The 22,744-nt window shown below is 64.5% G+C and carries 19 protein-coding genes; 7 read left to right on the forward strand and 12 right to left on the reverse strand.

All coding sequences use genetic code 11. The annotated features are described in order from the left end of the window. Positions 1 to 48: 48 nt before the first annotated feature. The 5 genes from U5A58_RS30300 to U5A58_RS30320 form a co-directional block, all read right to left on the reverse strand. Positions 49 to 537: a hypothetical protein gene (locus U5A58_RS30300; RefSeq protein ID WP_321964198.1), complete on the reverse strand. Its 489-nt coding sequence runs from the start codon at positions 535 to 537 to the stop codon at positions 49 to 51. A 12-nt stretch (positions 538 to 549) separates the two neighbouring features. Further along, positions 550 to 1,095 carry a hypothetical protein gene (locus U5A58_RS30305; protein ID WP_321964199.1) on the reverse strand — a complete coding sequence of 182 codons (546 nt, stop codon included), beginning with the start codon at positions 1,093 to 1,095 and terminating at the stop codon, positions 550 to 552. Beyond that, a complete protein-coding gene (locus U5A58_RS30310) occupies positions 1,092 to 1,922 on the reverse strand; it encodes a TIGR04255 family protein (protein WP_321964200.1) in 831 nt (276 codons plus the stop codon). The genes U5A58_RS30305 and U5A58_RS30310 overlap by 4 nt, the downstream gene beginning before the upstream one ends. Positions 1,923 to 2,403: 481 nt before the next feature. After that, positions 2,404 to 2,670: a hypothetical protein gene (locus tag U5A58_RS30315; protein WP_321964201.1), complete on the reverse strand. Its 267-nt coding sequence runs from the start codon at positions 2,668 to 2,670 to the stop codon at positions 2,404 to 2,406. 112 nt (positions 2,671 to 2,782) lie between these two features. Further along, positions 2,783 to 3,865, reverse strand: coding sequence for a substrate-binding domain-containing protein (locus U5A58_RS30320; RefSeq protein WP_321913852.1), 1,083 nt, complete (start codon positions 3,863 to 3,865; stop codon positions 2,783 to 2,785). A 130-nt stretch (positions 3,866 to 3,995) separates the two neighbouring features. Between U5A58_RS30320 and U5A58_RS30325 the strand changes: the two genes are divergently transcribed. The 4 genes from U5A58_RS30325 to U5A58_RS30340 are packed head-to-tail and all read left to right on the forward strand — an operon-like array spanning position 3,996 to position 9,267. Beyond that, positions 3,996 to 4,511, forward strand: a complete 516-nt coding sequence (locus U5A58_RS30325) for an NAD(P)H-dependent oxidoreductase subunit E (protein WP_321913987.1) — start codon at positions 3,996 to 3,998, stop codon at positions 4,509 to 4,511. Beyond that, on the forward strand, positions 4,508 to 6,067 hold the full coding sequence (locus tag U5A58_RS30330) for a formate dehydrogenase beta subunit (protein ID WP_321947053.1): 1,560 nt from the start codon (positions 4,508 to 4,510) through the stop codon (positions 6,065 to 6,067). Before U5A58_RS30325 ends, U5A58_RS30330 begins: the two co-directional genes overlap by 4 nt. A 13-nt stretch (positions 6,068 to 6,080) precedes the next feature. Then, positions 6,081 to 9,017 (forward strand): formate dehydrogenase subunit alpha, encoded by a 2,937-nt coding sequence (gene fdhF, locus U5A58_RS30335; RefSeq protein ID WP_321964202.1) that lies wholly within the window; start codon positions 6,081 to 6,083, stop codon positions 9,015 to 9,017. Between the two features lie 4 nt (positions 9,018 to 9,021). After that, complete coding sequence (locus tag U5A58_RS30340) at positions 9,022 to 9,267, forward strand: formate dehydrogenase subunit delta (protein ID WP_321964203.1); 246 nt, start codon at positions 9,022 to 9,024, stop codon at positions 9,265 to 9,267. Between the two features lie 55 nt (positions 9,268 to 9,322). Here the strand turns inward: U5A58_RS30340 and U5A58_RS30345 are convergent, their stop codons facing one another. From U5A58_RS30345 to U5A58_RS30355, 3 genes are all read right to left on the reverse strand, one after another. Then, positions 9,323 to 11,017, reverse strand: coding sequence for an FAD-dependent monooxygenase (locus U5A58_RS30345; protein ID WP_321964204.1), 1,695 nt, complete (start codon positions 11,015 to 11,017; stop codon positions 9,323 to 9,325). 120 nt (positions 11,018 to 11,137) lie between these two features. Continuing rightward, a complete protein-coding gene (locus tag U5A58_RS30350) occupies positions 11,138 to 12,208 on the reverse strand; it encodes a cation diffusion facilitator family transporter (RefSeq protein WP_321964205.1) in 1,071 nt (356 codons plus the stop codon). Beyond that, positions 12,205 to 12,525: a metalloregulator ArsR/SmtB family transcription factor gene (locus U5A58_RS30355; protein ID WP_321964206.1), complete on the reverse strand. Its 321-nt coding sequence runs from the start codon at positions 12,523 to 12,525 to the stop codon at positions 12,205 to 12,207. Before U5A58_RS30355 ends, U5A58_RS30350 begins: the two co-directional genes overlap by 4 nt. 142 nt (positions 12,526 to 12,667) lie before the next feature. Here U5A58_RS30355 and U5A58_RS30360 point away from each other — a divergent pair, with 142 nt between their 5' ends. Continuing rightward, positions 12,668 to 14,617 carry a tetratricopeptide repeat protein gene (locus tag U5A58_RS30360; protein ID WP_321964207.1) on the forward strand — a complete coding sequence of 650 codons (1,950 nt, stop codon included), beginning with the start codon at positions 12,668 to 12,670 and terminating at the stop codon, positions 14,615 to 14,617. A gap of 87 nt (positions 14,618 to 14,704) precedes the next feature. Here the strand turns inward: U5A58_RS30360 and U5A58_RS30365 are convergent, their stop codons facing one another. Continuing rightward, on the reverse strand, positions 14,705 to 16,000 hold the full coding sequence (locus tag U5A58_RS30365) for an MFS transporter (protein ID WP_321964208.1): 1,296 nt from the start codon (positions 15,998 to 16,000) through the stop codon (positions 14,705 to 14,707). A 345-nt stretch (positions 16,001 to 16,345) separates the two neighbouring features. Between U5A58_RS30365 and U5A58_RS30370 the strand changes: the two genes are divergently transcribed. Further along, positions 16,346 to 16,876, forward strand: coding sequence for a GNAT family N-acetyltransferase (locus U5A58_RS30370; protein WP_321964209.1), 531 nt, complete (start codon positions 16,346 to 16,348; stop codon positions 16,874 to 16,876). Positions 16,877 to 17,060: 184 nt separating this feature from the next. Further along, on the forward strand, positions 17,061 to 18,218 hold the full coding sequence (locus U5A58_RS30375; RefSeq protein ID WP_321964210.1) for a hypothetical protein: 1,158 nt from the start codon (positions 17,061 to 17,063) through the stop codon (positions 18,216 to 18,218). A gap of 113 nt (positions 18,219 to 18,331) precedes the next feature. Here the strand turns inward: U5A58_RS30375 and U5A58_RS30380 are convergent, their stop codons facing one another. The 3 genes from U5A58_RS30380 to U5A58_RS30390 all read right to left on the reverse strand — a co-directional run bounded on the left by U5A58_RS30380 (position 18,332) and on the right by U5A58_RS30390 (position 22,670). Then, the gene (locus tag U5A58_RS30380; protein ID WP_321964211.1) at positions 18,332 to 19,108 is read right to left on the reverse strand and encodes a DUF2968 domain-containing protein; all 777 of its coding nucleotides are present in this window, start codon (positions 19,106 to 19,108) and stop codon (positions 18,332 to 18,334) included. A 287-nt stretch (positions 19,109 to 19,395) separates the two neighbouring features. Further along, complete coding sequence (locus tag U5A58_RS30385) at positions 19,396 to 20,739, reverse strand: gamma-glutamyl-gamma-aminobutyrate hydrolase family protein (RefSeq protein WP_321964212.1); 1,344 nt, start codon at positions 20,737 to 20,739, stop codon at positions 19,396 to 19,398. Positions 20,740 to 20,912: 173 nt separating this feature from the next. Next, positions 20,913 to 22,670, reverse strand: a complete 1,758-nt coding sequence (locus tag U5A58_RS30390) for a cation:proton antiporter (protein ID WP_321964213.1) — start codon at positions 22,668 to 22,670, stop codon at positions 20,913 to 20,915. Positions 22,671 to 22,744 lie beyond the last annotated feature (74 nt).

The following is a 22,744-nucleotide window of genomic DNA, read 5'->3' on the forward strand; positions in this document are numbered from 1 at the left end:
GCGAGTGTGCACCGCTCACGAAACCTCAAAAACTTGAACGACACGATCTCACGCGGCGATAAGGCCCGGACCCTGCCATTCGTCGGCTTCCGGTTGCGGATCGAGATAGAAATTCGTCGAGGCAAGAATCGCATCAATGCGGCCGTCGACCAACTCCGATATTTCTGGCGGTAAAGGTTCTCCAGCTTCGTGCTCGTAGCCGTCAGCGCCGGTAACGATGAAAATATCAGCGTGCCCGTAAAACATCGCCTCGCGCGTGTCTTCAATAGCCGCGTTCGCGGAACGCACAGCCCCAGCGGCAACCGTTGCCAAGCCGACATATTGCTTGTCGGCATTGCCCAACGATTTCGCGCGCTGCTTGCAATTGTCAGCAGAAAGAATAATCGTGCGATATGTCGAGACGCCGCGCGTTGGATCTTTCTGCTTGAACGCGCCTTTTTTCAGCCTGCCCTTCCTGGAGTCGTAGTGGTACGGAGTGCAGATGCCCCGAACGACGTTCTCATTGTCGTTAATGACTTTTTCGACGTCCTCTGCCATATCCAAGTCTGATCAATAACCGATCTGCGTAATGGATCTGGGACGCGGGTTTGCATACAACACCGCCAAGAACGCGTAGACGGTTGATGCAGACTTTGCCTCCCCCCTGTGATACAGCGTGGGTGCGCCCTTGCGCCGAAGATAAAAGCTAAATTTGCTTCGACCGAACTCTACTTGAGCCGTGCCGTTACCAGATGCCCATTCCATCGAAATCGTGCCGCCAGGATTCGGGCAAAGGTCAGGCGATGCGAAATTTGAGGGCAACGATTGAAGAAATTCTTTCGCTGCCGCGCACGCATCTTCACTGATCGGATCAGCATCGTAGCCGTCCCAATTTTCACGAAGTTGCCCGTACTCGTCGATGAGCGCAGTTTCCCTGTTGTGTTGCACCTGGCAAATGATGGCTGCTGTTGGTAACGCCGCCGCGTAGATCGACGGGAGATGTTGAACCGTCGAGAACGCCGTCGAATTTGGAGCACCAGTCAAAACGGCATTTCGAAGCGCAATCGCTGGCGTGGGCTTGCCGTCTGCATGCCCCCCCAATATTGATAGGTTCACTTTATTGGCTCCATTTCCCCGTGAAGCGGCTTCGTCAACGCCATGAACATTTCATTCGTAATTGCGTGGGACGCCGTGAAGTTCTCAGCGACGGCCGCCGCGTCGAACGGCACTTCGGCATTTCGCGTTACTGTCGAGTCGAACACATGACCGCTACGCCCAGCGACCACACCGTGCGTGAAGGTAAGGCTCATTACCCCGTCACTGATCGGAACCTGAAGGCCAAGGTGAGGCAGCACGTTGTCGGTGGCAAACTTCGAAATGGTGTCGGGAAGGTCGATCTTCAAGCCCATGACGTCGCGGAAAAAGGCTAAAGGGGGCGAGTCCTTGACCGATTCACTATCGAATAAGTCGATGTATCGGAGCAACGTCTGGCCGAACGCCGTCGGGCGCGGCTCGGGGTATGTCTCAATCGCTGCAATCAGCCCGCGCACACCATCCTGTACCGTAGTAACGAACTGATCATCCCAATGCGTGTACGCGGGCGGGCCGCCATTTACCGTGAATACGCCTACACCGAGTTGTAGAAACAGCGCGTCGACGTCCGGTTTCTTCCAACGCCAAACAGTCTGAAATGGCATAAGCGCCGTATTCGGCGGCACGATGCGTTCTTGGATGGTGAAGCCCATCTTGTGCGCTTCCACCGCGAACCTCATAAAGAACGCTTCGTAAGACGAGGCGAACGCTATCTGCAACTGCTGTGGATTGCCGCCGGCGGGAAAGGCGAACATACCGGAACCGCCTGGCATAAGGCCCACCGTCGGAGCGCCCCACCTCAGTTCGGCCATCAATTCCACTAGGGGGGGGTTCTTGAAGACGATCGTCACGTTCGTTGGCTTAGATTTGTGTTGGTGAAACGGCCATACGCTGCCAGTACCGCCTGAAGCCTACTCAAGATTCACCGCACGAGCAAGGCATGTACCATATTATGAAATCAATTGGCAGAAGAAGATTTGGGCTGCAAAGCACGTCAGTCAACCATTCTCCCCATGAAAACCTACCCATGTTTGGGGGCACATTTGGGGGCATATTTCCTCAGCAATAGCGCACCAATCTTTTACCTAGCTTGCCCTGGCCCGAGGATTATATTGACGCCGGCTCCACCAGATATTTCCGGTCGTCCACGACGAACGGACTCAAGCCCCGGCGCCGCAAGGCTGTCGGGGCTTTTTGCTTTCCACGGATGCCTGGCGCTGGCTAGCCCAACCCGGCAAAGCGCGCACACAAAAAAACTCGCGACAGCCCGTTCGGGCCTCGCGAGTTTTTTATTCCGCAAGCGGCGCGACTACCGCCACTACCCTTACGCGATTAATTGTCCTGCGGGCACTGCAGATTACAGCCGTTCGGATCACCCAGATCACCACGCTTACGTGCGGCGGACGCTTTGCCATGCTGATACTTGTCCGACGGCGCCGAAGCGGCGTACTGCATTTGCGGATGCTCGTTGAACTTGAACTGATCGCTCAGAATGCCGCCGGGGACGCCCGGCGAGTTCTGCGCGAATGCGAGGTTGAACGTAGCCAACAACGCCGCGGCCGTAGCGGCGGCAGCACCAACTTTGAGGACAAATTTCATGGTCGATCGGCGCGACGAACGCGCATCTGAAACGTGAGAGCGAATACAAACTGAAAGTATCACAAAAAGCGCCGCAGTCTGCAGCGTAGTCCGACCAATACGTTGCCTTCTATTACAACGCCCGCGGCTCGCCCCATGCAGCTTCGAGTTCCACGACGTCACCGCACGCGGCCGGATCGTACCCTTCGAGCTGGGCAACCGAAGCGCGGAACCCGGCACCGCGCAGCAACGACAGAACCGTCGCCAGCGGCTCGTGTGCGAGGTGACCACGATCACACGCGAAATAGTAGTCTTCGTCGGCGATTTCAATGAAATCGAGGCCGAAGTGGTGCGCAGCCGGCTCCACGCCGAAACCCACGTCGGCCATGCCGCTCGCCACGAACGCGGCAATCGCCGAGTGCGTGAGCTCCGAAGACGCATAGCCGTTCACGCGCTCGGGATCGACGCCGATGCGAGTGAGCAGCAGGTCGATCAGCATGCGCGTGCCCGAGCCCGGCTGCCGGTTCACAAAGCGGATATCGCCGCGCGCGAGGTCGGCCAGGCCCTTGACGTGCTTCGGGTTGCCGCGCCCGACGAAGAGCCCCTGTTTGCGCTGCGTCAGATGGATAAGCACGTGCCGCTGCGGGTCGAGCCAGCTGCGATAGGCGTTGGCACAAGCGGCGCGAAAGTCGCCGCGCGGCAAATGAAAGCCCGCTAAATCGCATTCGCCGCGCGCGAGCGCCGTGATCGCATCGACGCTATCGCGGTACTTGATCTCCACGGGCACCTGGTCGGCGACGAGCGCCGTCACGAGCGCCGCCACCGCATAGCCGTGCGAAGCGTGGATGCGCAGATCCTGCGCGTGAGGCGCGAGCCAGCGGTTCAGGTCGCTCGCCACCTCGCTTGCCAGCGCCTCGAGATTACCCTGCAGGCGTTCCCCGCACAGGCGCTGCGAGCGCAGCACAGCCTCGCCCAGTTCGGAGAGCACGGAGCCGCGGCCGCGCGCTTTCGCGATCAGCGCGCCGCCCAGGCGCTCCTCCACTTCGCGCAAAACACCCCACGCATGGCGATAGGACAAACCCTTACGCTGCGCGGCCTGCGCAATGCTTCCTTCTTCCGCGACAAGCGCAAGCAACGGCACAACGTCCGTCAGGCTTGCCTCGCGGCCATCCGCGTCGCGCACGACTAGCTGCGCATGGCACTCGACCTTGATCATTATGAAATGCTCCTTCCTATTGCGTCTGCCTTTCCACGGGCCTATTGTTCGGTCAGACAACAAGACAACCGCAGCATAGATGCACACTTTATGAATAACAAGTGCATATACGCCCAGGAGAAGCCCCATGATGGAAGAGACAGCTGTTAGCACGCCGGACGATCTCGTCCTGCGTCACGCGCAACCGGGCCGCACATTGCTTGCGATCCTGCATGCGATCCAGGACGACGTCGGCTTCGTGCCGCCGTCCACCGTCGTGCCGCTCTCGAAGGCGCTGAGTCTTTCGCGCGCCGAGGTGCACGGCGTGATCACCTACTACCACCACTTCCGCACTGCGCCGCCCGCGCCGGTCACGGTCCAGCTGTGCCGCGCCGAGGCGTGCCGCAGCATGGGCAGCGAAGCGCTCGCGCAGCACGTCGAGGCGCATACCGGCTGCCGGTTCGGACAGCACGGCCACGACGCCGAACACGCGCATGCCCACGAAGGTCCGGTCGCGCTGGAGTCCGTCTATTGCCTCGGCCAATGTGCGCTCTCGCCTGCCATGATGATTAACGGCACCTTGCACGCAAAAGTGACCCCGCAGAAGTTCGACAAGCTCTTCGCCGCCGCCATGACGGCGGTCGCCCGCACCGAGGAGGCCGCATGACACGCGTGTACGTACCCCGCGACTCCTCGGCCCTCGCGCTCGGCGCGGATGCCATCGCCGAAGCCATCGAACGTGAGGCCGCCGCGCGCGGCGCGAGCATCGAACTCGTGCGCAACGGCTCGCGCGGCCTGCTTTATCTCGAACCGCTCGTCGAAGTGCAAACGCCCGACGGCCGCGTCGGCTACGCGAACGTCGAGCCCGATGAAGTGGGCGCGCTCTTCGACGCCGGCTTCCTGCAAGGCGGCCAGCACGCGCGCAGCGTCGGGCTCGTCGAGCAGATTCCGTATCTGCGCAAACAGCAGCGCCTCACGTTCGCGCGCATCGGCATCACCGACCCGCTTTCCACCGACGACTACGTCGCCCACGGCGGCCTCGAAGGATTGCGCAATGCGTTGACGATGACCGGCGCCACGATCTGCGAAGCGCTCGTCGAATCGGGCCTGCGTGGCCGCGGCGGCGCCGCGTTCCCGGCCGGCATCAAATGGCGCACGGTCGCGAATGCGCAAGCCGACCAGAAGTACATCGTCTGCAATGCCGACGAAGGCGATTCGGGCACGTTCTCGGACCGCCTCGTCATGGAAAGCGACCCGTATGTGCTGATCGAGGGCATGACGATCGCGGGCATTGCGGTGGGCGCCACCGTTGGCCATATCTACGTGCGCAGCGAATATCCGCATTCGATCGCGGCGCTCGAGGAAGCCATCCAGCGCGCACGTGCGGCGGGCTGGCTCGGCGACGACGTGCTCGGCAGCGGCAAGCGCTTCGAGCTGTTCGTGGCCAAGGGCGCGGGCGCTTACGTGTGCGGCGAGGAAACGGCGCTGCTCGAATCGCTCGAAGGCAAGCGCGGCATCGTGCGCGCCAAGCCGCCGCTGCCCGCGCTCTCCGGTCTCTACGGCAAGCCCACGGTCATCAACAACGTCATTACGCTCGCCACGGTGCCGATCATCTTTGCGAAGGGCGCGGCGTTTTACAAGGACTTCGGCATGGGCCGCTCGCGCGGCACGCTGCCGTTCCAGCTTGCGGGCAACATCGCGCGTGGCGGCCTCGTCGAGCTTGCGTTCGGCGTGACGCTGCGCGAGCTGATGGTCGACTACGGCGGCGGCACCGCCAGCGGCCGTCCGGCGCGCGCCGTGCAGGTGGGCGGCCCGCTCGGCACCTATCTGCCCGAAAGCCAGTGGGACATTCCCATGGACTACGAAGCGTATGCGGCCGTCGGCGCGGTCGTGGGCCATGGCGGCCTCGTCGTGCACGACGATACGTCGAATCTCGCCGAACTCGCCCAGTACGCCATGGAGTTCTGCACGCTCGAATCGTGCGGCAAGTGCACGCCGTGCCGCATCGGTTCGACGCGCGGCGTCGAGGTGATCGCGAAGATCCGCAAGGGCGACACGTCGGAGAAGCAGGTCACGCTGTTGCGCGACCTGTGCGAGACGATGGTGTCCGGGTCGCTCTGCGCAATGGGCGGCATGACGCCCTACCCCGTGATCTCCGCACTCAACTATTTCCCTGAAGATTTCGGTCTCGAACCTGTTGCCGCTCCGGCAGCAGCAGCCTGAACGAGGAACCACCATGTCCGACACGCTCATGTCCCAAGCCGGTGGTTGCGGTTCCGGCAATTGCGCCTGCAAATCGGCCGCAATGAAGCAACGCTCGCCCTTCGACGACACCGATTTCGGCACGCCGCTCGTCCACGCCGACGTCGACGTCACGCTCGAAATCGACGGCCAGTCCGTCACGGTGCCGGCCGGCACTTCGGTGATGCGCGCCTCCATCGAGGCCGGCATCAACGTGCCCAAGCTGTGCGCCACCGATTCGCTCGAGCCGTTCGGTTCGTGCCGCCTGTGTCTCGTGGAAATCGAAGGCCGCCGCGGCTACCCCGCTTCGTGCACGACGCCCGTCGAAGCGGGCATGAAGGTGCGCACGCAAAGCAATCAGCTGCAAAAGCTGCGCCGCAACGTGATGGAGCTGTACATCTCCGATCACCCGCTCGACTGCCTCACCTGCCCCGCCAATGGCGACTGCGAACTGCAGGACATGGCGGGCGTCACGGGCCTGCGCGAAGTGCGCTATGGCTTTGACGGCGCGAATCACCTGAAAGACAAGAAAGACGAATCGAATCCGTACTTCACGTACGACCCGTCGAAGTGCATCGTCTGCAATCGCTGCGTGCGCGCGTGTGAAGAGACGCAGGGCACGTTCGCGCTGACCATCGCCGGGCGCGGCTTCGAATCGCGTGTCGCCGCCGGCGCGAGCGAAGCGTTCATGGACTCGGAATGCGTGTCGTGCGGCGCCTGCGTGGCCGCGTGCCCGACCGCCACGCTGCAGGAAAAAACCGTCGTGATGCTGGGCCAGGCCGAACATTCGGTCGTGACGACTTGCGCCTATTGCGGCGTGGGCTGCTCGCTCAAGGCCGAGATGAAGGGCAACGAAGTCGTGCGCATGGTGCCGCACAAGAACGGCCAGGCGAATGAAGGCCATGCCTGCGTGAAGGGCCGCTTCGCCTGGGGCTACGCCACGCACAAGGACCGCATCAAAAAGCCGATGATCCGCACGAAGATCACCGATCCGTGGCGCGAAGTGAGCTGGGACGAAGCGATCAACTACGCCGCGAGCGAGTTCCGCCGCATCCAGGCGAAGCACGGGCGCGATTCGATCGGCGGCATCACGTCGTCGCGCTGCACGAACGAGGAAACGTATCTCGTGCAGAAGCTCGTGCGCGCCGCGTTCGGCAACAACAACGTCGACACCTGCGCACGCGTGTGCCACTCGCCCACGGGCTATGGCCTGAAGACGACGCTCGGCGAATCGGCGGGTACGCAGACCTTCGCCTCGGTCGATCACTCCGACGTGATCATGGTGATCGGCGCGAATCCCACCGACGGCCACCCCGTGTTCGGCTCGCGGCTCAAGCGCCGCGTGCGTCAGGGCGCGAAGCTGATCGTTGTCGATCCGCGCCGCATCGATATCGTCGATACCGCGCACGTGAAGGCCGAATATCACCTGCAACTGCGTCCGGGCACCAACGTCGCGATGGTCAACTCGATCGCGCACGTGATCGTCACTGAAGGGCTCGTGAACGAGTCGTTCGTGGCCGAGCGCTGCGAAACGCGCGCGTTCGAGCAATGGCGCGACTTTGTCTCGCTGCCGGAAAACTCGCCAGAAGCCATGGCCGAAGTGACCGGCGTGCCGGCCGAGCAGGTTCGCGCCGCCGCGCGTCTCTACGCGCAGCAAGGCAATTCGGCGATCTACTATGGCCTCGGCGTCACGGAACACGCGCAAGGCTCGACCATGGTGATGGGCATCGCCAACCTCGCGATGGCCACGGGCAACATCGGCCGCGAAGGCGTGGGCGTGAATCCGCTGCGCGGACAGAACAACGTGCAGGGCTCGTGCGACATGGGCTCCTTCCCGCACGAGCTGCCGGGCTATCGCCACGTGGGCGACGCCACGACGCGCGCGCTCTTCGAAGACGCCTGGAACGTCGCGCTGCAAAGCGAGCCTGGCCTGCGCATTCCGAACATGTTCGAGGCAGCGCTCGACGGCACCTTCATGGGCCTCTACTGCCAGGGCGAGGACATCGTTCAGTCCGACCCGAACACGCAGCACGTGGCGGCCGCGCTTTCGTCGATGGAATGCATCGTCGTACAGGACATCTTCCTGAACGAAACGGCGAAGTACGCGCACGTCCTGCTGCCGGGCTCGTCGTTCCTGGAGAAGGATGGCACGTTCACCAACGCCGAACGCCGCATCTCGCGCGTGCGCAAGGTCATGCCGCCTGTCGCCGGCTACTCGGACTGGGAAGCGACGATCCTGCTCGCTCGCGCCCTTGGCTACGAGATGGGCTACACGCATCCGTCGCAGATCATGGATGAGATCGCGCGCCTCACGCCTACGTTCCACGGCGTCTCGTACAAGCGGCTCGACGAGATGGGCAGCATCCAGTGGCCGTGCAACGAGGAAGCGCCCGATGGCACGCCGATCATGCACATCGACGCATTCGTGCGCGGCAAGGGCAAGTTCGTCATCACGAAGTTCATCGCCTCGCCGGAGAAGGTCACGCGCCGCTTCCCGCTCCTGCTCACGACGGGCCGCATCCTCTCGCAGTACAACGTGGGCGCGCAAACCCGCCGCACCGAGAATTCGCGCTGGCACGAAGAAGACCGCCTCGAGATCCATCCGGTGGACGCCGAAGACCGTGGCATTCGCGACGGCGACTGGGTGGGCATCGAATCGCGCGCGGGGCATACGGTGCTGCGCGCAAAGGTCAGCACGCGCATGCAGCCGGGCGTGGTCTACACGACGTTCCACTTCCCCGAATCGGGTGCGAACGTCATCACCACGGATGCCTCCGACTGGGCCACGAACTGCCCGGAATACAAGGTGACGGCGGTGCAGGTCAGCCACGTGCAGCAGCCCTCGGAATGGCAGCGCGAATACTCGCGCTTCAACACGACCCAGCTCGAGCTGCTGAGCAAGCGAGAACCGCTTACAACCTCAGGGAAATAAAGCGATGAAAGCCGATCACTTGATCGAAATGGCGAACCAGATAGGCATGTTCTTCGACTCGCTGCCCGATCGCGAAGAAGCGCTCACGGGCATCGCGGAGCACATCCGCAAGTTCTGGGAGCCGCGCATGCGCCGCACGCTGCTCGCGGCACTCGATGGCGAAGGCGCAGGCGAGCAAGCGGGCTTCACGGAAATCGTGCTCGCCTCGCTCACGAAGCATCGCGAGGCGTTGATGCCCGTGGCGGCTTGATCTGTACCAGCCAGGCCAGCGCCATTGCAGCGCGCGCACGGCGCCGCCGGTTCGCTCAGACCGGCGGCGCCTGTGCGAATCCCGCTGCCGCGTACCACGTCTCGCAGTGGCGCAGCAACGCATTGAGGTCCGACGCGGGACGCCCCCGCGCACCGATATAGCCGTCGGGCCGCACCAGATAAAACGCGGGCCGCGTGCGCCCGTACGATTCGCTTAGCGAGGCCGCGCCCTCGCCCGCCAGCGGCGTCTCGCCGTTGGCGAGATCGGCGATCCACCACACTCGCAGCGCTTGCGGAAAGAGCCGCTCGACGGCTTCGACGAAACGCTTGAGCGTAGCGCCCGCTTCTTCGCCGTTTCTTGCCGCCGCGCCTGCGATATCTGCATCGCCCTCGACGAGCATGAACAACGAGAAACACGCCGGGTCGTGCAGATCGAAGATGCGCCCCTTGCCCGGCGCCTTGCCTAGCGGACCGTCGACCACGCGCACGAAAGCGTCCGGGGCGCGCTCGCCCGCGCGCGGGCCGCCGTCCAGCACGCGCTCGAGCGTGAGCGGGCTGCGGCGATACTGGATCGACAGCTCGCTCACCGCCTGGCGCGCCGCGTCGCGCAGCGGCCCGAGCGCGACGAGCGCCGGCATCACGCGCTCGCGCAGCAGCTTGAGCGGGCCGTGATCGGCCTCCACCAGTTGCGTCATGAAGCTCGTCTGCTGCAGCACGAGCCGCTCGATCGGGTAGCGCTCCGCGTGATAGGTGTCGAGCAGGCGCTCCGGCGCGCCGCGAGCGTGCACACGCGCGATCTTCCAGCCGAGGTTGAAGGCTTCCTGGATGCCCGTGTTCAAGCCCTGCGCGCCTGCAGGACTGTGTACGTGCGCGGCGTCGCCGGCAAAAAAGGTGCGCTCCACGCGTAGTTGCCGCACCATGCGGCTGTTCACGCTGAAGTAGGAGGCCCAACCCATGTCCGAGACGGACACCGGGTGATGCACGCGCTGCTGGATGATCTCGCGGCATTCTTCCAGCGTGGGCACGGGGATCGTGCCTTCCGGCGCGGCGGGCAGCATCGCCTTGTGATCGGCGATCAGGCGGTAGCGGCCGTGGCCGAACGGGAAAAGCGCGGCAAGCCCATCGCCCGAGGCGAAGATGTGGAATTCGTCGTCGGACCAGGGCGTGCTCGCGCTCAGGTCGGCGAGCAGGAACGATTGCGCCATCGTCTCGCCGTCGAACTTCATGTCGAGGCGATGGCGCACCGTGCTATGCGCGCCGTCGGCGGCAATCACATAAGCGCAGCGCAGCGACTCCACGCGGCCGTCGGGGCGGCGCACTTCCGCGCTCGCACCGGCCGAGCCCTGGGTGTACTCCAGCAACTCGCAGCCGCGCTCGATCTCCACGCCAAGCGTCGCGAGATGCCCGGCGAGAATGCGCTCGGTAACGGTCTGCTCAATGAAGAGCAAATAGGGATAACGCGTGAAGAGCGGATCGAAGTCGAGCCGCGCACGGCGCTGGCCGTTCGAATAAAGATTCGCGATATGCGCGCGGTGGCCAAGCTCGAGAAATGGCTCGACGACGCGATGCTGCTCGAACAGTTCGAGCGTGCGCGCCTGAATGCCGATCGCCCGCGAGTGGCGTCCTGGCTGCGGCGCGCGATCGATCAGCCGCACGGGAATATGCGCGCGCGCAAGACTCATCGCGGCGGCGAGCCCGGTAGGCCCCGCACCCACGATAAGCACGGGCGCGAGAGAAGAAGCCACGGCCATGCAGACCTCCATGCGCTCGACACGTTACGTAGTGTATCGCCCGCGCCTTAAGCGGTCGCGCGGCAGCGCATCAAAAGCAGCCTGGACGGCTCGGCACGCCGCGCTGCAAATTGCCGCGCTTCAGTGTGCGTGCGGATGGCCGTGCGCATGCTTGTGCGCGGCGCGCGGCATGTCCAGCGCGCAGCGATGCTCGCTCGTACCGAGATCCACCTGTAGCGTGACGTGCCGCATGCCGAAGCGCACTTCGAGCGACTCGACCATGCGATCGAGGGCGGCGTCCCCGGGGTGCCCCGCCGGCATCACGAGATGCGCGCTGAGCGCACAGCCCGTGGTCGAAAGCGCCCAGACATGCAGGTCATGCACATCGACTACGCCTTCCTGCTGCGAGAGAAAGCTGCGCACGCGCACGATGTCGACGTTCTCGGGCACTGCGGCGAGCGCGAGCCGCACCGACTCGCGCAGCAGCCCCCAGGTGCCGTACACGATCACGAGCACGACCGCGATGGACATGAGCGGATCGATCCAGCTGCGGCCGGTTGCGAGAATCACCAGACCGCTCACGGCCACGGCGGCGGACACGCCGGCGTCGGCGGCCATATGCAGGAAGGCGCCGCGAATGTTCAGGTCGTCCTTCTGCCCGCGCATGAACAGCCACGCCGAAAACCCGTTGACCACCATGCCGATGGTCGCCACGACGAACACGTCGAAGCCCGCGACCGGCGCAGGATGGAAGAGGCGCCCAACCGCCTGCGCGAGGATTGCGCCGCACGCGAGAAGGAGCAACGCGGCGTTGGCGAGCGAGGCGAGAATCGACGAGCTGCCAAAGCCGAACGTGAAGCGCGCAGACGGACGGCGGGTTGCGAGCCACGCGGCGCCCCAGGCGAGCAACAGGCCGAGCACGTCGGAGAGATTGTGGCCGGCGTCGGCGAGCAGCGCGGTGGAATGGGCAAGCACGCCGTACACCGTCTGGACGACGACGATGAATACGTTCAGCGCGACGGCGATGGCGAACGCGCGGCCATGCCCCGCAACAGGTGCGTGATGATGGTGATGGTGGCCGTGCCCTTGCGCCGCGTGAGCGTCGTGCGCGCCAGCGCCGTCATGCGCATGATCGTGGCCATGCTCACCCTTGTCCTCGTGCTTCCCTACGCCTTTGGCGTCATGCGCATGCTCGTGGTCGGCGGCACTCATGCGCCCTCCTGCCATTGCGCCGAAGGCTCGGCAACGTGTTCCAGCATGCCGGCGATCATCGCGCTGATATGCGCGTCCGCGGCGGCATAGAACACCTGCTTGCCCGCACGTTCGGCGCGCACGATGCGCGCGCCACGCAGGAGCCGCAGATGATGGCTCACGAGCGAGGGCGACAAACCGAGCGCGTCGGCAATCGCCCCCACGGCAAGCCGGCCCTGCACGCAGGCGAGCACGATGCGCAAGCGCGTAGCGTCGCCGAGCAAACGGAACAGGTCGGCAAGCGGGACGACACGCTCGTCGTCGGAAACTGGGGTCATGGCTACATATCATACATATGAACACGTGTTCATATGTTAGTTCAGCAACGGATTCCCGTCAAACTCGGGCGAACTTCTGGAGCAGGTCCGCGAGTGTGGGAAAATGCCGCCTTTGTGTCTCGATCGTTTTGCTTCTTCAGTCATGGAACAGCTTTTTGTCCGCGCGTACGCCGCACATCGCGACGGCCGGCTGGACGACGCCGAGCGCGACTATCGCGCGACGCTCGCCGCCGATCCCGTGCACGTCGATGCGCTGCATCTGCTCGGCGTGCTACGGCATCAGCGAGGCCAGCACGCCGAAGCCGCGGACCTCGTGCGCCGCGCGGTCGCCTTGCGCCCCGACGACGCCGCGCTCCAGCTGAATCTGGGCAACGCGCTGAAGGCGCTCGGCGAGCTGGAGGGCGCGATCGAGCGCTTTCGCAACGCCCTTACGCTCGCGCCCGCTTTTGCGCTCGCGCACTATAACCTCGGTAACGCCTACGCGGCGATCGGCCGCCACGAGGACGCGATGTACGCGTTCGGCCAGGCCGTGCGCCTGCAGCCCGGCGACGCCTCGTCGCACAACAATCTTGGCAACGCGCTGCACGCGCTCGGCCGCCATGCCGAAGCCGCCGACTCGTTTCGCCGCGCGCTCAAGATCCGCCCGGGCCACGCGGGGGCGCACAATAACCTCGGCATGTCGCTCAACGCCCTTGGCGACAGCGCGAGCGCGATCGAGCACTTCCAGAAGGCGCTGCGCGTGCAGCCGCGCTTCGTCGCCGCACACTTCAATCTTGCGAACACGCTCGATGCGACCGGCCATCACCGCGAAGCCGTGGCCGCCTTCGAAACGGCGCTGTCGCTGCAGCCCCACTTCCCGCCGGCCCTCTTCGGGCTCGGCAATGCGCTTGCCGCGCTCGGCCGCCACGACGAGGCCATCGGACCCTATGAGCGTGCGATCGGCTTCGATCCGAAATTCGCGCTCGCCTGGCTCGCGCTCGGCGTGGCGCATCACGCAATCGGCCGGCATGCGGCCGCACTGCGCGCCTTCGACGAAGCGCTGCGTGTGCGCCCCGATCTGGCCGCCGCGCATTTGAATCGCGCGCTCACGTGGCTCACGCTCGGCGACTTCCGGCGCGGACTGCCCGAGTACGAATGGCGTCTCGATCCGGCCGCCCGCGACGAGGCGCATGCCAACGCACCACGCGGCGCAGGCTATGCGCTGCCCCCACCCGTGAACGCACGGGCGGCATCCATTGCGCCTCGCACGCCGCAAAGCACGCTGCCGCGCTGGCACGGCGAGCCCCTGAACGGGCGCACGCTGTTGATCGAGGCCGAACAGGGTTTCGGCGACACGCTTCAGTTCGTGCGCTTCGTGCCGCTTGTCGCGGCGGCCGCGGCGCAATCAGGCAACGCGCGTGTCGTGCTTGAAGTGCAGCGAGCGCTCGTGCCGCTCATCGCGCCCGCGGCCGAAGCATGGCGCGTCACGCTCATCGAGCAAGGCGCGCCACGCCCCGCCGCCGACCTGCACTGCCCGCTCCTCTCGCTGCCGCTCGCGCTCGGCACGAGCATCGACACGCTGCCCGCGCGCACGCCCTATCTCAACGCCAGTCCCGCCTACGGGCGTAAATGGCGCGGCTCGCTGGGCGGCCAGGCGCGCCGCAAGATCGGACTCGCATGGTCCGGACGCATCCAGAAGCACGAGAACCGCGCCGTTGCGCTCGCCGCGCTCGAACCGCTCTTTGCGCTCGACGGTATCGACTGGATCGTGCTGCAGCCCGAACTCAGCGCAGCCGAACACGCGGCGCTCGACGCCCATCCGCGCTCGCGCTCGATCCATCGTCTCGGCAGCAAACTGCAGGATTTCGCGGATACCGCAGCCGTCATCGAACGTCTGGACGCGGTCGTGTCGATCGACACGTCGATTGCCCACCTGGCGGGCGCGCTTGGCGCCCGACTCTGGGTCATGCTGCCGTTCGCCGCCGACTGGCGCTGGTTCGCGGATACCGATGAAAGCCCCTGGTACCCGCGCGCGCGGCTCGTGCGTCAGCCGCGCCCCCACGCATGGGCGGACGTCGTGGAAACGGTCGCGCGTGAATTGCGCGACGCATAATCAGCGCAACACGCGGCACAAAGAAAACGGGGCGCCTAAGCGCCCCATTTTTTATTGCTGGCATTGCGAGATTACTGCTTCACCCAATCAAGCCGCCTTGTACTGATTGCGCGCTTCCGGCGTGCGATAGAGCACGAGCGTCGCGATGAGGCCGCACACGCCCGCCACGCCCATCACCGCCCCCGGCGCAGCCTTGTTGCCGCTCACGTGGATGAGGTACGTCGCGATCGCCGGCGTGAAGCCGCCAACCGTCGTCGCGAGGCTGTAGGCAAGCGAGAAGCCAGCGGTACGCACATCGGCGGGCATGACTTCCGTGAGCGCCACGACCATCGCGCCGTTGTAGCAGGCATAGAGGAACGACAGCCACAGTTCGACGGTGAGCAGGCGGCCGAACGACGGCTCGACCACGAGCCACTGCACCGCCGGATACGCGGTGAGGATCGTCAGCACGGTGAAGGTGATCAGCATCGGGCGGCGGCCGATACGGTCCGAAACCGCGCCGGAAACCGGCAGCCAGAACAGATTCGACAAGCCGATGCAGACCGTCACGATCAGCGTGTCGATTTCGTTCAGGCGGAGCACTTCCTTGCCGAAGGTCGGCGTGTAGGCAGTGATGAGGTAGAACGACACGGTGGTCATGATGACCATGCCCATACCGGCGATCACGACGCCCCAGTTCTGCACCATCGACGCCATGATTTCGCCCATCGACGGACGATGCTTCTTCTTCGCGAACTCCTCCGTTTCCTGGAGCGAGCGGCGAATGATGAACAGGAACGGCACGATCAGGCAGCCGATGAGGAACGGCACGCGCCAGCCCCAGTTCGTCATTTGCTCGACGGGCAGCAGGCGATGCAACAGCACGCCCAGCAGCGCGGCGAACACCACGGCGACCTGCTGGCTGCCCGACTGCCATGAAACGTAAAAACCCTTGTTGCCCTTGGTCGCGATCTCGGAGAGATAAACCGATACGCCGCCCAGTTCCACGCCCGCCGAGAAGCCCTGCAGCAGGCGCCCGACCAGCACGAGCGCCGGCGCGAGTATGCCGATGGTTGCGTAACCGGGCACGACGGCGACCGCTAGCGTGCCGAGCGCCATCAGGCCGAGCGTGAGCATGAGGCCCTTGCGGCGGCCGTGATGGTCGATGTACGCGCCGAGGACAATGGCGCCGAGCGGACGCACGAGGAAGCCCGCGCCGAAGACGGACAGCGTGAGCATCAGCGAAGCGAACGCATTGTCGCTCGGGAAGTAGGTCCGGGCGATCGCCGAGGCGTAGTAGCCGTAGACCATGAAATCGTACATTTCCAGGAAGTTGCCGCTGACGACGCGGAAAACGGTCCGGAATTTTGATTCGCTTGGGGATGCGTGGGACGCGGTAGACATGACACTCTCTGAAGAGACTGTCCGGGAAGCCAGTGCGGCTCGCGGGACAGTGAAAAACAATCACCTGCGGTAAAGCGAGGGGTCGCGCGGGCGCGCGCGCGGGCATTTTATTGTGCGGTACGCGCCGGGAGTCAGATATTCGGGCATTTCCTTAAAAGAGGCTAGCAAAAAGCGTCAATGCTTGCCTTATCTTTCATATTTATTACTTTTGCCGTTCTATGCGCTTTCATATTTGGCGAGCCTGCCGCGAGTGCCCTCGGTTGGGGCACAATACTTTGCAGCAGGGCTCGGCACGCGGCCCCCGACGCGCGCCTTGATCCGGACGTCCACACGTCATCCATCCGCATGACCCAAATCTCCACCCTCACGCTGCGCCCGGCCAGCGTTGCCGATGCACCCTTGCTCGCCGCCATGCACGCCGCAAGCTGGCAGGCCACTTATCGCGCGCTGCTGCCCGCCTCATTTCTCGAACGCGAAGTCGACGCCGAGCGCTCGGCCTACTGGCGCGCACGCATGGAAGCCCCTGGCGGCGACCGGCGTCTCGTTCTGATCGCCGAGCTGGCATCGGGTGCGGCCGTGGGCTTCGTGTGCGTCGAACGCCAGCCGGGCTCCCCGTGGGGCGTGCTGCTCGACAATCTGCATGCGCTGCCGGCACATCAGGGCATCGGCGTGGGCAAGCGACTCATGCGTGCGGCGCAGGACTGGGTGCGTGCCCAGGGCGAGACGCAGCTCTACCTGTACGTGCTCGACGGCAACACGCCCGCGATCACGTTCTACGAGCGCCAGGGCTGGACCTATTCGGGCTCCGAACCCGACCGCATGGGCGGTATCGACATCACGGCACTGCGTTACGTGTATAGGCTCGACGGCACGTAAAGCGCACCCGCGGCCTGGCGCAAAGGTCTCCGGCTTTTCAGACATTTCCGATAGAACAGCGGAATGGTGACGGTCATCATCAGCGCCATCCGTTTAATTACACGCGCCGCAGGCGGCCCATCAACGCGCGCCGCCGATGACATTGCCGCCCGGCGCCATCGCCAAATCAGGGTTGCGAGAGACGATGTCCACATTTCCGTTCGTTCAGGTCGAAGGCGCGCTCGCGTTGCCGCACATTCGCCCGCTTGCCCGCTTACCCGCGTCGTTTGGCCGGGAATGGGCGCTAACGCCTCCCCATTTCAGTCTGCGCACTGAACTGCGCGCGCTCTATGCGGCCTTCATGCGTACGGTTTGCCTGAGCGCCGAAGCATTTCGCGCCGCGGTAGGCTGGGGCAACGATCACCGGCCCGCTGCGCAACCGCCCAGGCCCGTTGCTGCGCCTGTCGCGCCGGCTGCTTCCATGGGGTCCGTCGCGCGGGAAGCCGCCGGTAATCCGCCAGCCAGGTGCGCTGCAAACGCGCGGAGCATCCCTGGGGTTTCGCCAGGCCACACGCCAAACCACATAACGCCGTTTCAGCAACACAAGCTCACTGCCGGCGCGGTTGCGATAGGCGGCGCAGCACTGCTCGCATGGATCGTGGCGAGTCATGCACCGCACGATTCAACAGGCACAACCGGCAACACGAGCCCACGCCCCACTGCGAGCGCGAGTCAAGACACCTCGCAGCGCCTTGCCGAAGCGCGTACGCAGCACGAGCGCGTTACCACCGAGGCAGTGAATGTAACGAGCCCTCCTGCACCCACGCCTGGCGCGATCTTGCCTCGCTCGGTGGAGAAGCCGGTGCAAGCGCCGGTCGCTGTGCCCGCGCAGGTGTCCCAAACGACCGTCGTCGGTACTCGCACGCCTTTGCAGGCCGTGGAGCCAGCACACGCGAAACCCGATTTCGCCGCGCGAGCGCGCACGCAGCCCACATCGGCCGCGAGACTGGTCCAGCGCGAAACGCACGGCAACGAGCGTGCAGTCAAGCGCGGCAGCGGTCAACGCGTTGCAGAACGCGGTACGAGCCCGCGCCACGACATCCGCACGTTTGCGCCATATCGTGAAGCCGCTCCGGTGACGTCACATCGCACGCATGGTGCCTACTCGGAAGCGCAAGGCTTTTCGCCACGGCAAACCGGCGCGAATCCCGCGGATGAATACGCGTCCATCCTTTCCTATGCGAAAACCTACGTGCCGGCACGCGTATCGAATTCGCCTGCCGTGCCTGCCGACAGTACGGAATGGGTGAATCACGTTTCGCAACGCCGTATCACCGAGGTGCCGGACCGATTCGCAAAGTAATGCGCCGATCTGCCCTCCGTTGCACCATAGAAAAAGCCCGGCAGTTGCCGGGCTTTTTTGTTGTTTGCAGGAAAGGGGCTCCGCCAGTGGGGCGAAACGCCGCCCCGCAACGCTCAGCGCCGCGCCCCGGGCAGTCCTGCCTCCGTTGCGCGCTGCAGTGCGTCCACTTGCCTCTGCAGTTCGCGCAATTGCGCCTGTGCCTGTGCCTTCTGTGCATTGAGCGCGGCTGCGTCGCCCTGCGCCTGGCGCTGGTAATCGTCGACTCGCGCCTGCTGCGTGCGCGCGATGGCAAGATCGGCCTGCAGACGGCGCGCGCGTTCTTCGGACATCGCGATCACGCGCTCGATGAACGCCTTTTGCGCCTCGAGCTCCGTACGGCGTATTTCTACCTGGGAAAGCTGCTCGGTCTGGCGCACGAAGTCTGCATAGATCGCCTCTGAACGTGCTTCGTCCTGCGAACGGATCACGCGCCAGAAGTGCTTGTCCTGAAACAGTACGACGTAGTACGTCATCTCCGGTGGATAGAAGAAGAGACTCGCGCCATAGCTCGCGTTATAGGTCGTACGCAGTTCAACGAGCTGGGCGTCGTGAATCAGTTGCATAAGCGTGGCAACGTCGCCTTGCACGGCGCCGGCGCTGGCCTGCTCGCCCGCGTTGGCCATACCGCTCGACGGCGGCAACGCACCGGCTGGCTGCGGCGTCAAACTGTCAAGCGAGGGTCGGCTACCCGCGAGCGGCACACGCTCTGCGGCTGCGCCAGACATGTCGGCGGCGTTCGCCGCATTCGCCGCGTCGGCCGGCATGCCGGCCCATGCTGTCGTGCCCTGCTGGAGCAGCACGAGCGCTGCGGCGCTGAGCATCACACGACGCAACGTGATTGAGTGCTTCATACCTGCCTATTCCATTCAGGATTCTCAGTAACCCTTCATTATCGCCGCCGGGAAATCTCAAAAACGACGTTTAATTTTGGATAAGCAGTGGAATCGGAAGATTAGGACGAATCTTACGTAGGAAGCACGCCGATCAAGAACAGAAAGGATGCAAGGCGCGTAGGACGCCGAAGCAGATGAGCGAAATGAAAAGGCCGCGCGCAAGTTGCGCGCGGCCTGTGTGGGGTTGCTGCGGGTTGCTTTGACGCGTTGCATTTCGCCCGTGGTTTGCAATCAATAGTTTGCAATCAAAAGCGCGTTTCGCGCGCGGCTCGCAAGAAGGTGTCGAGCAGCGGCGTGCAATCGAGCAGTTCGGCGCCGCCCGCGCGATGGAATTCAGGGTGCCACTGCACACCCACGACGAACGGCGAGCGCCGGTAACGCACCGCCTCGATGAGCCCGTCGCCCGCCGAAACAGCCTCGACGGTCAGGTCGCGTCCGAGGTTCTTCACGGCTTGATGGTGAATCGAGTTGACGATGGCCTCGCGGCGCCCGGGGAACATGGACGCGAACGTCGAACCCTCCGGGAATGTGACCGCGTGGCGATGCTGGTCGTAATGCTCGCTCACATGCACGCCGGCCGTCGGCACGTCCGACGCGATGTCCTGATAAAGCGTGCCGCCAAACGCCACGTTAATGAGCTGGCAGCCGCGGCACACCCCCAGCACCGGCTTGCCCGACTCGACGAATTCATGCAGCAGTTCGAGCTCGTACATGTCGCGCACGCGGTCGCCCGGCCATTCGGGGCGTGGCGAGATCTCCGCGTATGTTTGCGGCGAGACGTCAGCGCCGCCCTGGAGGAGCAGACCGTCGAGATGCTTCGCGTAATCGCGCAAGCGGATATTGCTCGGATGCAGCATGCCCTCGTGCCCGACCGTCGGGATCATGAACACGATGACGCCCCGGGACATCACCCAGTGCGCGATCGATTCCTCCAGGTATTGCAGCGTCTTGCCGCGCAGCCCTTGTGCGCCCGGCTCCGGGTGGAAGATCCGCGCCGAGACGCCAATGCGCAGCGTGCGCTGCGTAATGCGCTGACCGGCGCGATCGAACAATTGCCGCGCACGCGCGGCGACGATGCGGCCGAAGATCGCCCAAGCTGAATCGCTCGCGCGCAAATAGCGCGGCGGTTCCGGCGGAATCGCGCCGGGCGGAGGTGGGTGATGCGCCGAGAAGTCGGGCGCCTGGCCGAAGCCCGCAGGCGCAGCACCAGGACGTTGCGGCGCAGCAGACGTTGCCGCCTCGCCAGCGCTCGCCGGTTCGGTATGCGGGGCCGGCGCGGGCGCGGACTTGCCGGCCTCGGCGGTTTCCTCGATCGGGATACTCGGTGTGGTGCCGGCCGGCACCTGCTTCGGCGGCTCGCCAGGCGTGACGGCCGAGGCGCTTTCGGGCGCATCGGTCGAAGCGCGTTGCGCGGCTTCCCCAGTGGGCGAAGCTGAAGGTGAAGCGGCGGTCGATGCAGAGGGAGAACCAGCAGAAGCGCCAGGAGAGCCGGCGGGAGGAGAGGACGAGGAGGCGCCGGCGGGACCGGCATCGGCAGGACGGCTTGCGCCGTCAGGGACCTCGGGATGGTCTGATTTGTTATCGCTCATGACGTGGGGTCAGGCGCGCGGCGCGCGAACGAATGAACAAGATTCGATTATCCGTCGCGCGGCACATCGCCGCCACCCCCGTGCACAATTGCTCACATCCCGTCACACATGAACCGGCTCAAACCGGCGTGCGAAGCGCGCCACTTGCCAAGCCTTTGCTCGCAAAGGCGAGGTCAGGCATCCGGCCGTTCGTCGAAGGTCTCGCGCAACGCAATCTGCATCGAGGCATGGATCTTCACGCACCAGCGCCACAGCAGCATGGTGAGCGCCGCGGCGCACACCAGCACGCCGATAAGGAAACCCGTGGGCGGCAGGATCGTCCCCGAGAGCGCCGCCACGAGCACGAACACGCCGAACATCGACACCACGGGCACCAGTTCCGCAATCACATGACGGATCGCGCGCGTGAAGCGCCCTGCCTTCTCCGGCTGCACGCTCACTTCGGCGAGCAGAAGCGCGAGCGACTGCGTCTTGCGCCATACCGCCACGAGAAATGGCATCGCGAGCACGAGCGCGGCGCTCCAGAGCACGACGCGCTGGATGCGCTCGTCGCCGATCCACTGCGCCAGCAACGGCGCCGCGTAACGCGCGCCATAGGAAACGCCGATGAAGATCGCCGAGACGAGCGCGAGATTCACGGCAATCTGCACGACGATGCGCCTGGTGAGCGAAAAGATCGTGGGCCCGTCCGAGCGCGGCATCAGGCAGCGCAGCCACTGGCTGTACATGCCGAACACATTCGAGACGGCTGGCGGCATGGCGCGCGCGAGACGCTGCGAGAGCGGGTCCGCAATGCGGATGAGGTAAGGCGTGGTGAGCGTCGTGATGGCCGAGACGGTCACCGCGATCGGATAGAGAAATCCGCTCGTCACCTTCAGCGTGAGGCCGAGCGAGGCGATGATGAACGAGAATTCGCCGATCTGCGAGACGGTCATGCCCACGCGCATTGCGGTGCGTCCGTCGCGGCCCGCGAGGAACGTGCCGAGGCCGCACGACACGAGCTTGCCGAGCACCACGGCAATCGAGATCACGGCGATCGGCCACGCGTAGTCGACCAGCACGAGCGGGTTGAGCATGAGCCCGATCGTCACGAAGAAGATCGCGGAGAACGCGTCGCGCAGCGGCGCAACGAGATGCTCGATGCGATGCAGATGCCGCGACTCGGCCATGACCGCGCCGATCAGGAACGCGCCGAGCGCGATCGAATAATCGAGCTTCACGACGAGCAGGCAAAAGCCGAAGCAAAAGCCCAGCACCGAAACGAGCAGCATCTCGTCGTTGCCTACGCGCGCGATGTAGCCGAGCACGCGCGGCACGATCAGGATGCCCGCGAGCAGCGAGACCAGCATGAAGAGCAGCAGCTTGCCGAGCGTGATGAGCGCAATGCCCGGCGAGAGTTCGCCCGTCTGCGCAATGCCTCCCAGCAGCACGAGCATGGCAATGCCGAGAATATCCTCGACGATCAGGATGCCGAACACGAGCTGCGCGAACGGCTCGCGCTTCACGCCGAGATCGGAGAGCGCTTTGACAATGATGGTCGTCGAGGAAATGGCGAGAATCGCGCCGAGGAACAGCGAATCCATCGTGGCCCAGCCGAACGCACGGCCGATCTCGTAGCCGATCCACAGCATCAGCACGATTTCCGAAAGCGCCGCGACGATGGCGGTCGCGCCCACCTGGAAAAGCTTGCGCAGGCTGAACTCGAGCCCGAGCGAGAACATCAGGAACACCACACCGAGCTCGCCGAGCGTCTGGATGGTCTGCTCGTCGTGGATGAGCTGGAACGGCGGCGTATAAGGCCCGATGATCACGCCCGCCGCGATATAGCCGAGCACGACCGGCTGCTTCAGGCGATGAAACAGCACGGTGACGACGCCCGCGAGCGCCATCACGACTGCCAGATCCTGAATGAAGCCGATTCCCTGATGCATGAAGGTCTTTCCTTACAAATTGCTATCGAATCTCCGCATGTTACCCGATGCACGGCGTGAGCCAAATCGCACGC

This window comes from Paraburkholderia sp. J7 (assembly GCF_905220155.1).
Taxonomy (GTDB): Bacteria; Pseudomonadota; Gammaproteobacteria; order Burkholderiales; family Burkholderiaceae; genus Paraburkholderia.

Excerpts from the sequence above, each read along its gene's own strand:
- U5A58_RS30365 (WP_321964208.1), bottom strand. The coding sequence starts at position 16,000 with ATGTCTACCGCGTCCCACGCATCCCCAAGCGAATCAAAATTCCGGACC.
- U5A58_RS30360 (WP_321964207.1), top strand. The coding sequence starts at position 12,668 with ATGGAACAGCTTTTTGTCCGCGCGTACGCCGCACATCGCGACGGCCGG.
- U5A58_RS30380 (WP_321964211.1), bottom strand. The coding sequence starts at position 19,108 with ATGAAGCACTCAATCACGTTGCGTCGTGTGATGCTCAGCGCCGCAGCG.
- fdhF (WP_321964202.1), top strand. The coding sequence starts at position 6,081 with ATGTCCGACACGCTCATGTCCCAAGCCGGTGGTTGCGGTTCCGGCAAT.
- U5A58_RS30370 (WP_321964209.1), top strand. The coding sequence starts at position 16,346 with ATGACCCAAATCTCCACCCTCACGCTGCGCCCGGCCAGCGTTGCCGAT.
- U5A58_RS30300 (WP_321964198.1), bottom strand. The coding sequence starts at position 537 with ATGGCAGAGGACGTCGAAAAAGTCATTAACGACAATGAGAACGTCGTT.
- U5A58_RS30330 (WP_321947053.1), top strand. The coding sequence starts at position 4,508 with ATGACACGCGTGTACGTACCCCGCGACTCCTCGGCCCTCGCGCTCGGC.
- U5A58_RS30355 (WP_321964206.1), bottom strand. The coding sequence starts at position 12,525 with ATGACCCCAGTTTCCGACGACGAGCGTGTCGTCCCGCTTGCCGACCTG.
- U5A58_RS30345 (WP_321964204.1), bottom strand. The coding sequence starts at position 11,017 with ATGGCCGTGGCTTCTTCTCTCGCGCCCGTGCTTATCGTGGGTGCGGGG.
- U5A58_RS30350 (WP_321964205.1), bottom strand. The coding sequence starts at position 12,208 with ATGAGTGCCGCCGACCACGAGCATGCGCATGACGCCAAAGGCGTAGGG.
- U5A58_RS30340 (WP_321964203.1), top strand. The coding sequence starts at position 9,022 with ATGAAAGCCGATCACTTGATCGAAATGGCGAACCAGATAGGCATGTTC.
- U5A58_RS30325 (WP_321913987.1), top strand. The coding sequence starts at position 3,996 with ATGGAAGAGACAGCTGTTAGCACGCCGGACGATCTCGTCCTGCGTCAC.
- U5A58_RS30390 (WP_321964213.1), bottom strand. The coding sequence starts at position 22,670 with ATGCATCAGGGAATCGGCTTCATTCAGGATCTGGCAGTCGTGATGGCG.
- U5A58_RS30320 (WP_321913852.1), bottom strand. The coding sequence starts at position 3,865 with ATGATCAAGGTCGAGTGCCATGCGCAGCTAGTCGTGCGCGACGCGGAT.
- U5A58_RS30315 (WP_321964201.1), bottom strand. The coding sequence starts at position 2,670 with ATGAAATTTGTCCTCAAAGTTGGTGCTGCCGCCGCTACGGCCGCGGCG.
- U5A58_RS30385 (WP_321964212.1), bottom strand. The coding sequence starts at position 20,739 with ATGAGCGATAACAAATCAGACCATCCCGAGGTCCCTGACGGCGCAAGC.
- U5A58_RS30375 (WP_321964210.1), top strand. The coding sequence starts at position 17,061 with ATGTCCACATTTCCGTTCGTTCAGGTCGAAGGCGCGCTCGCGTTGCCG.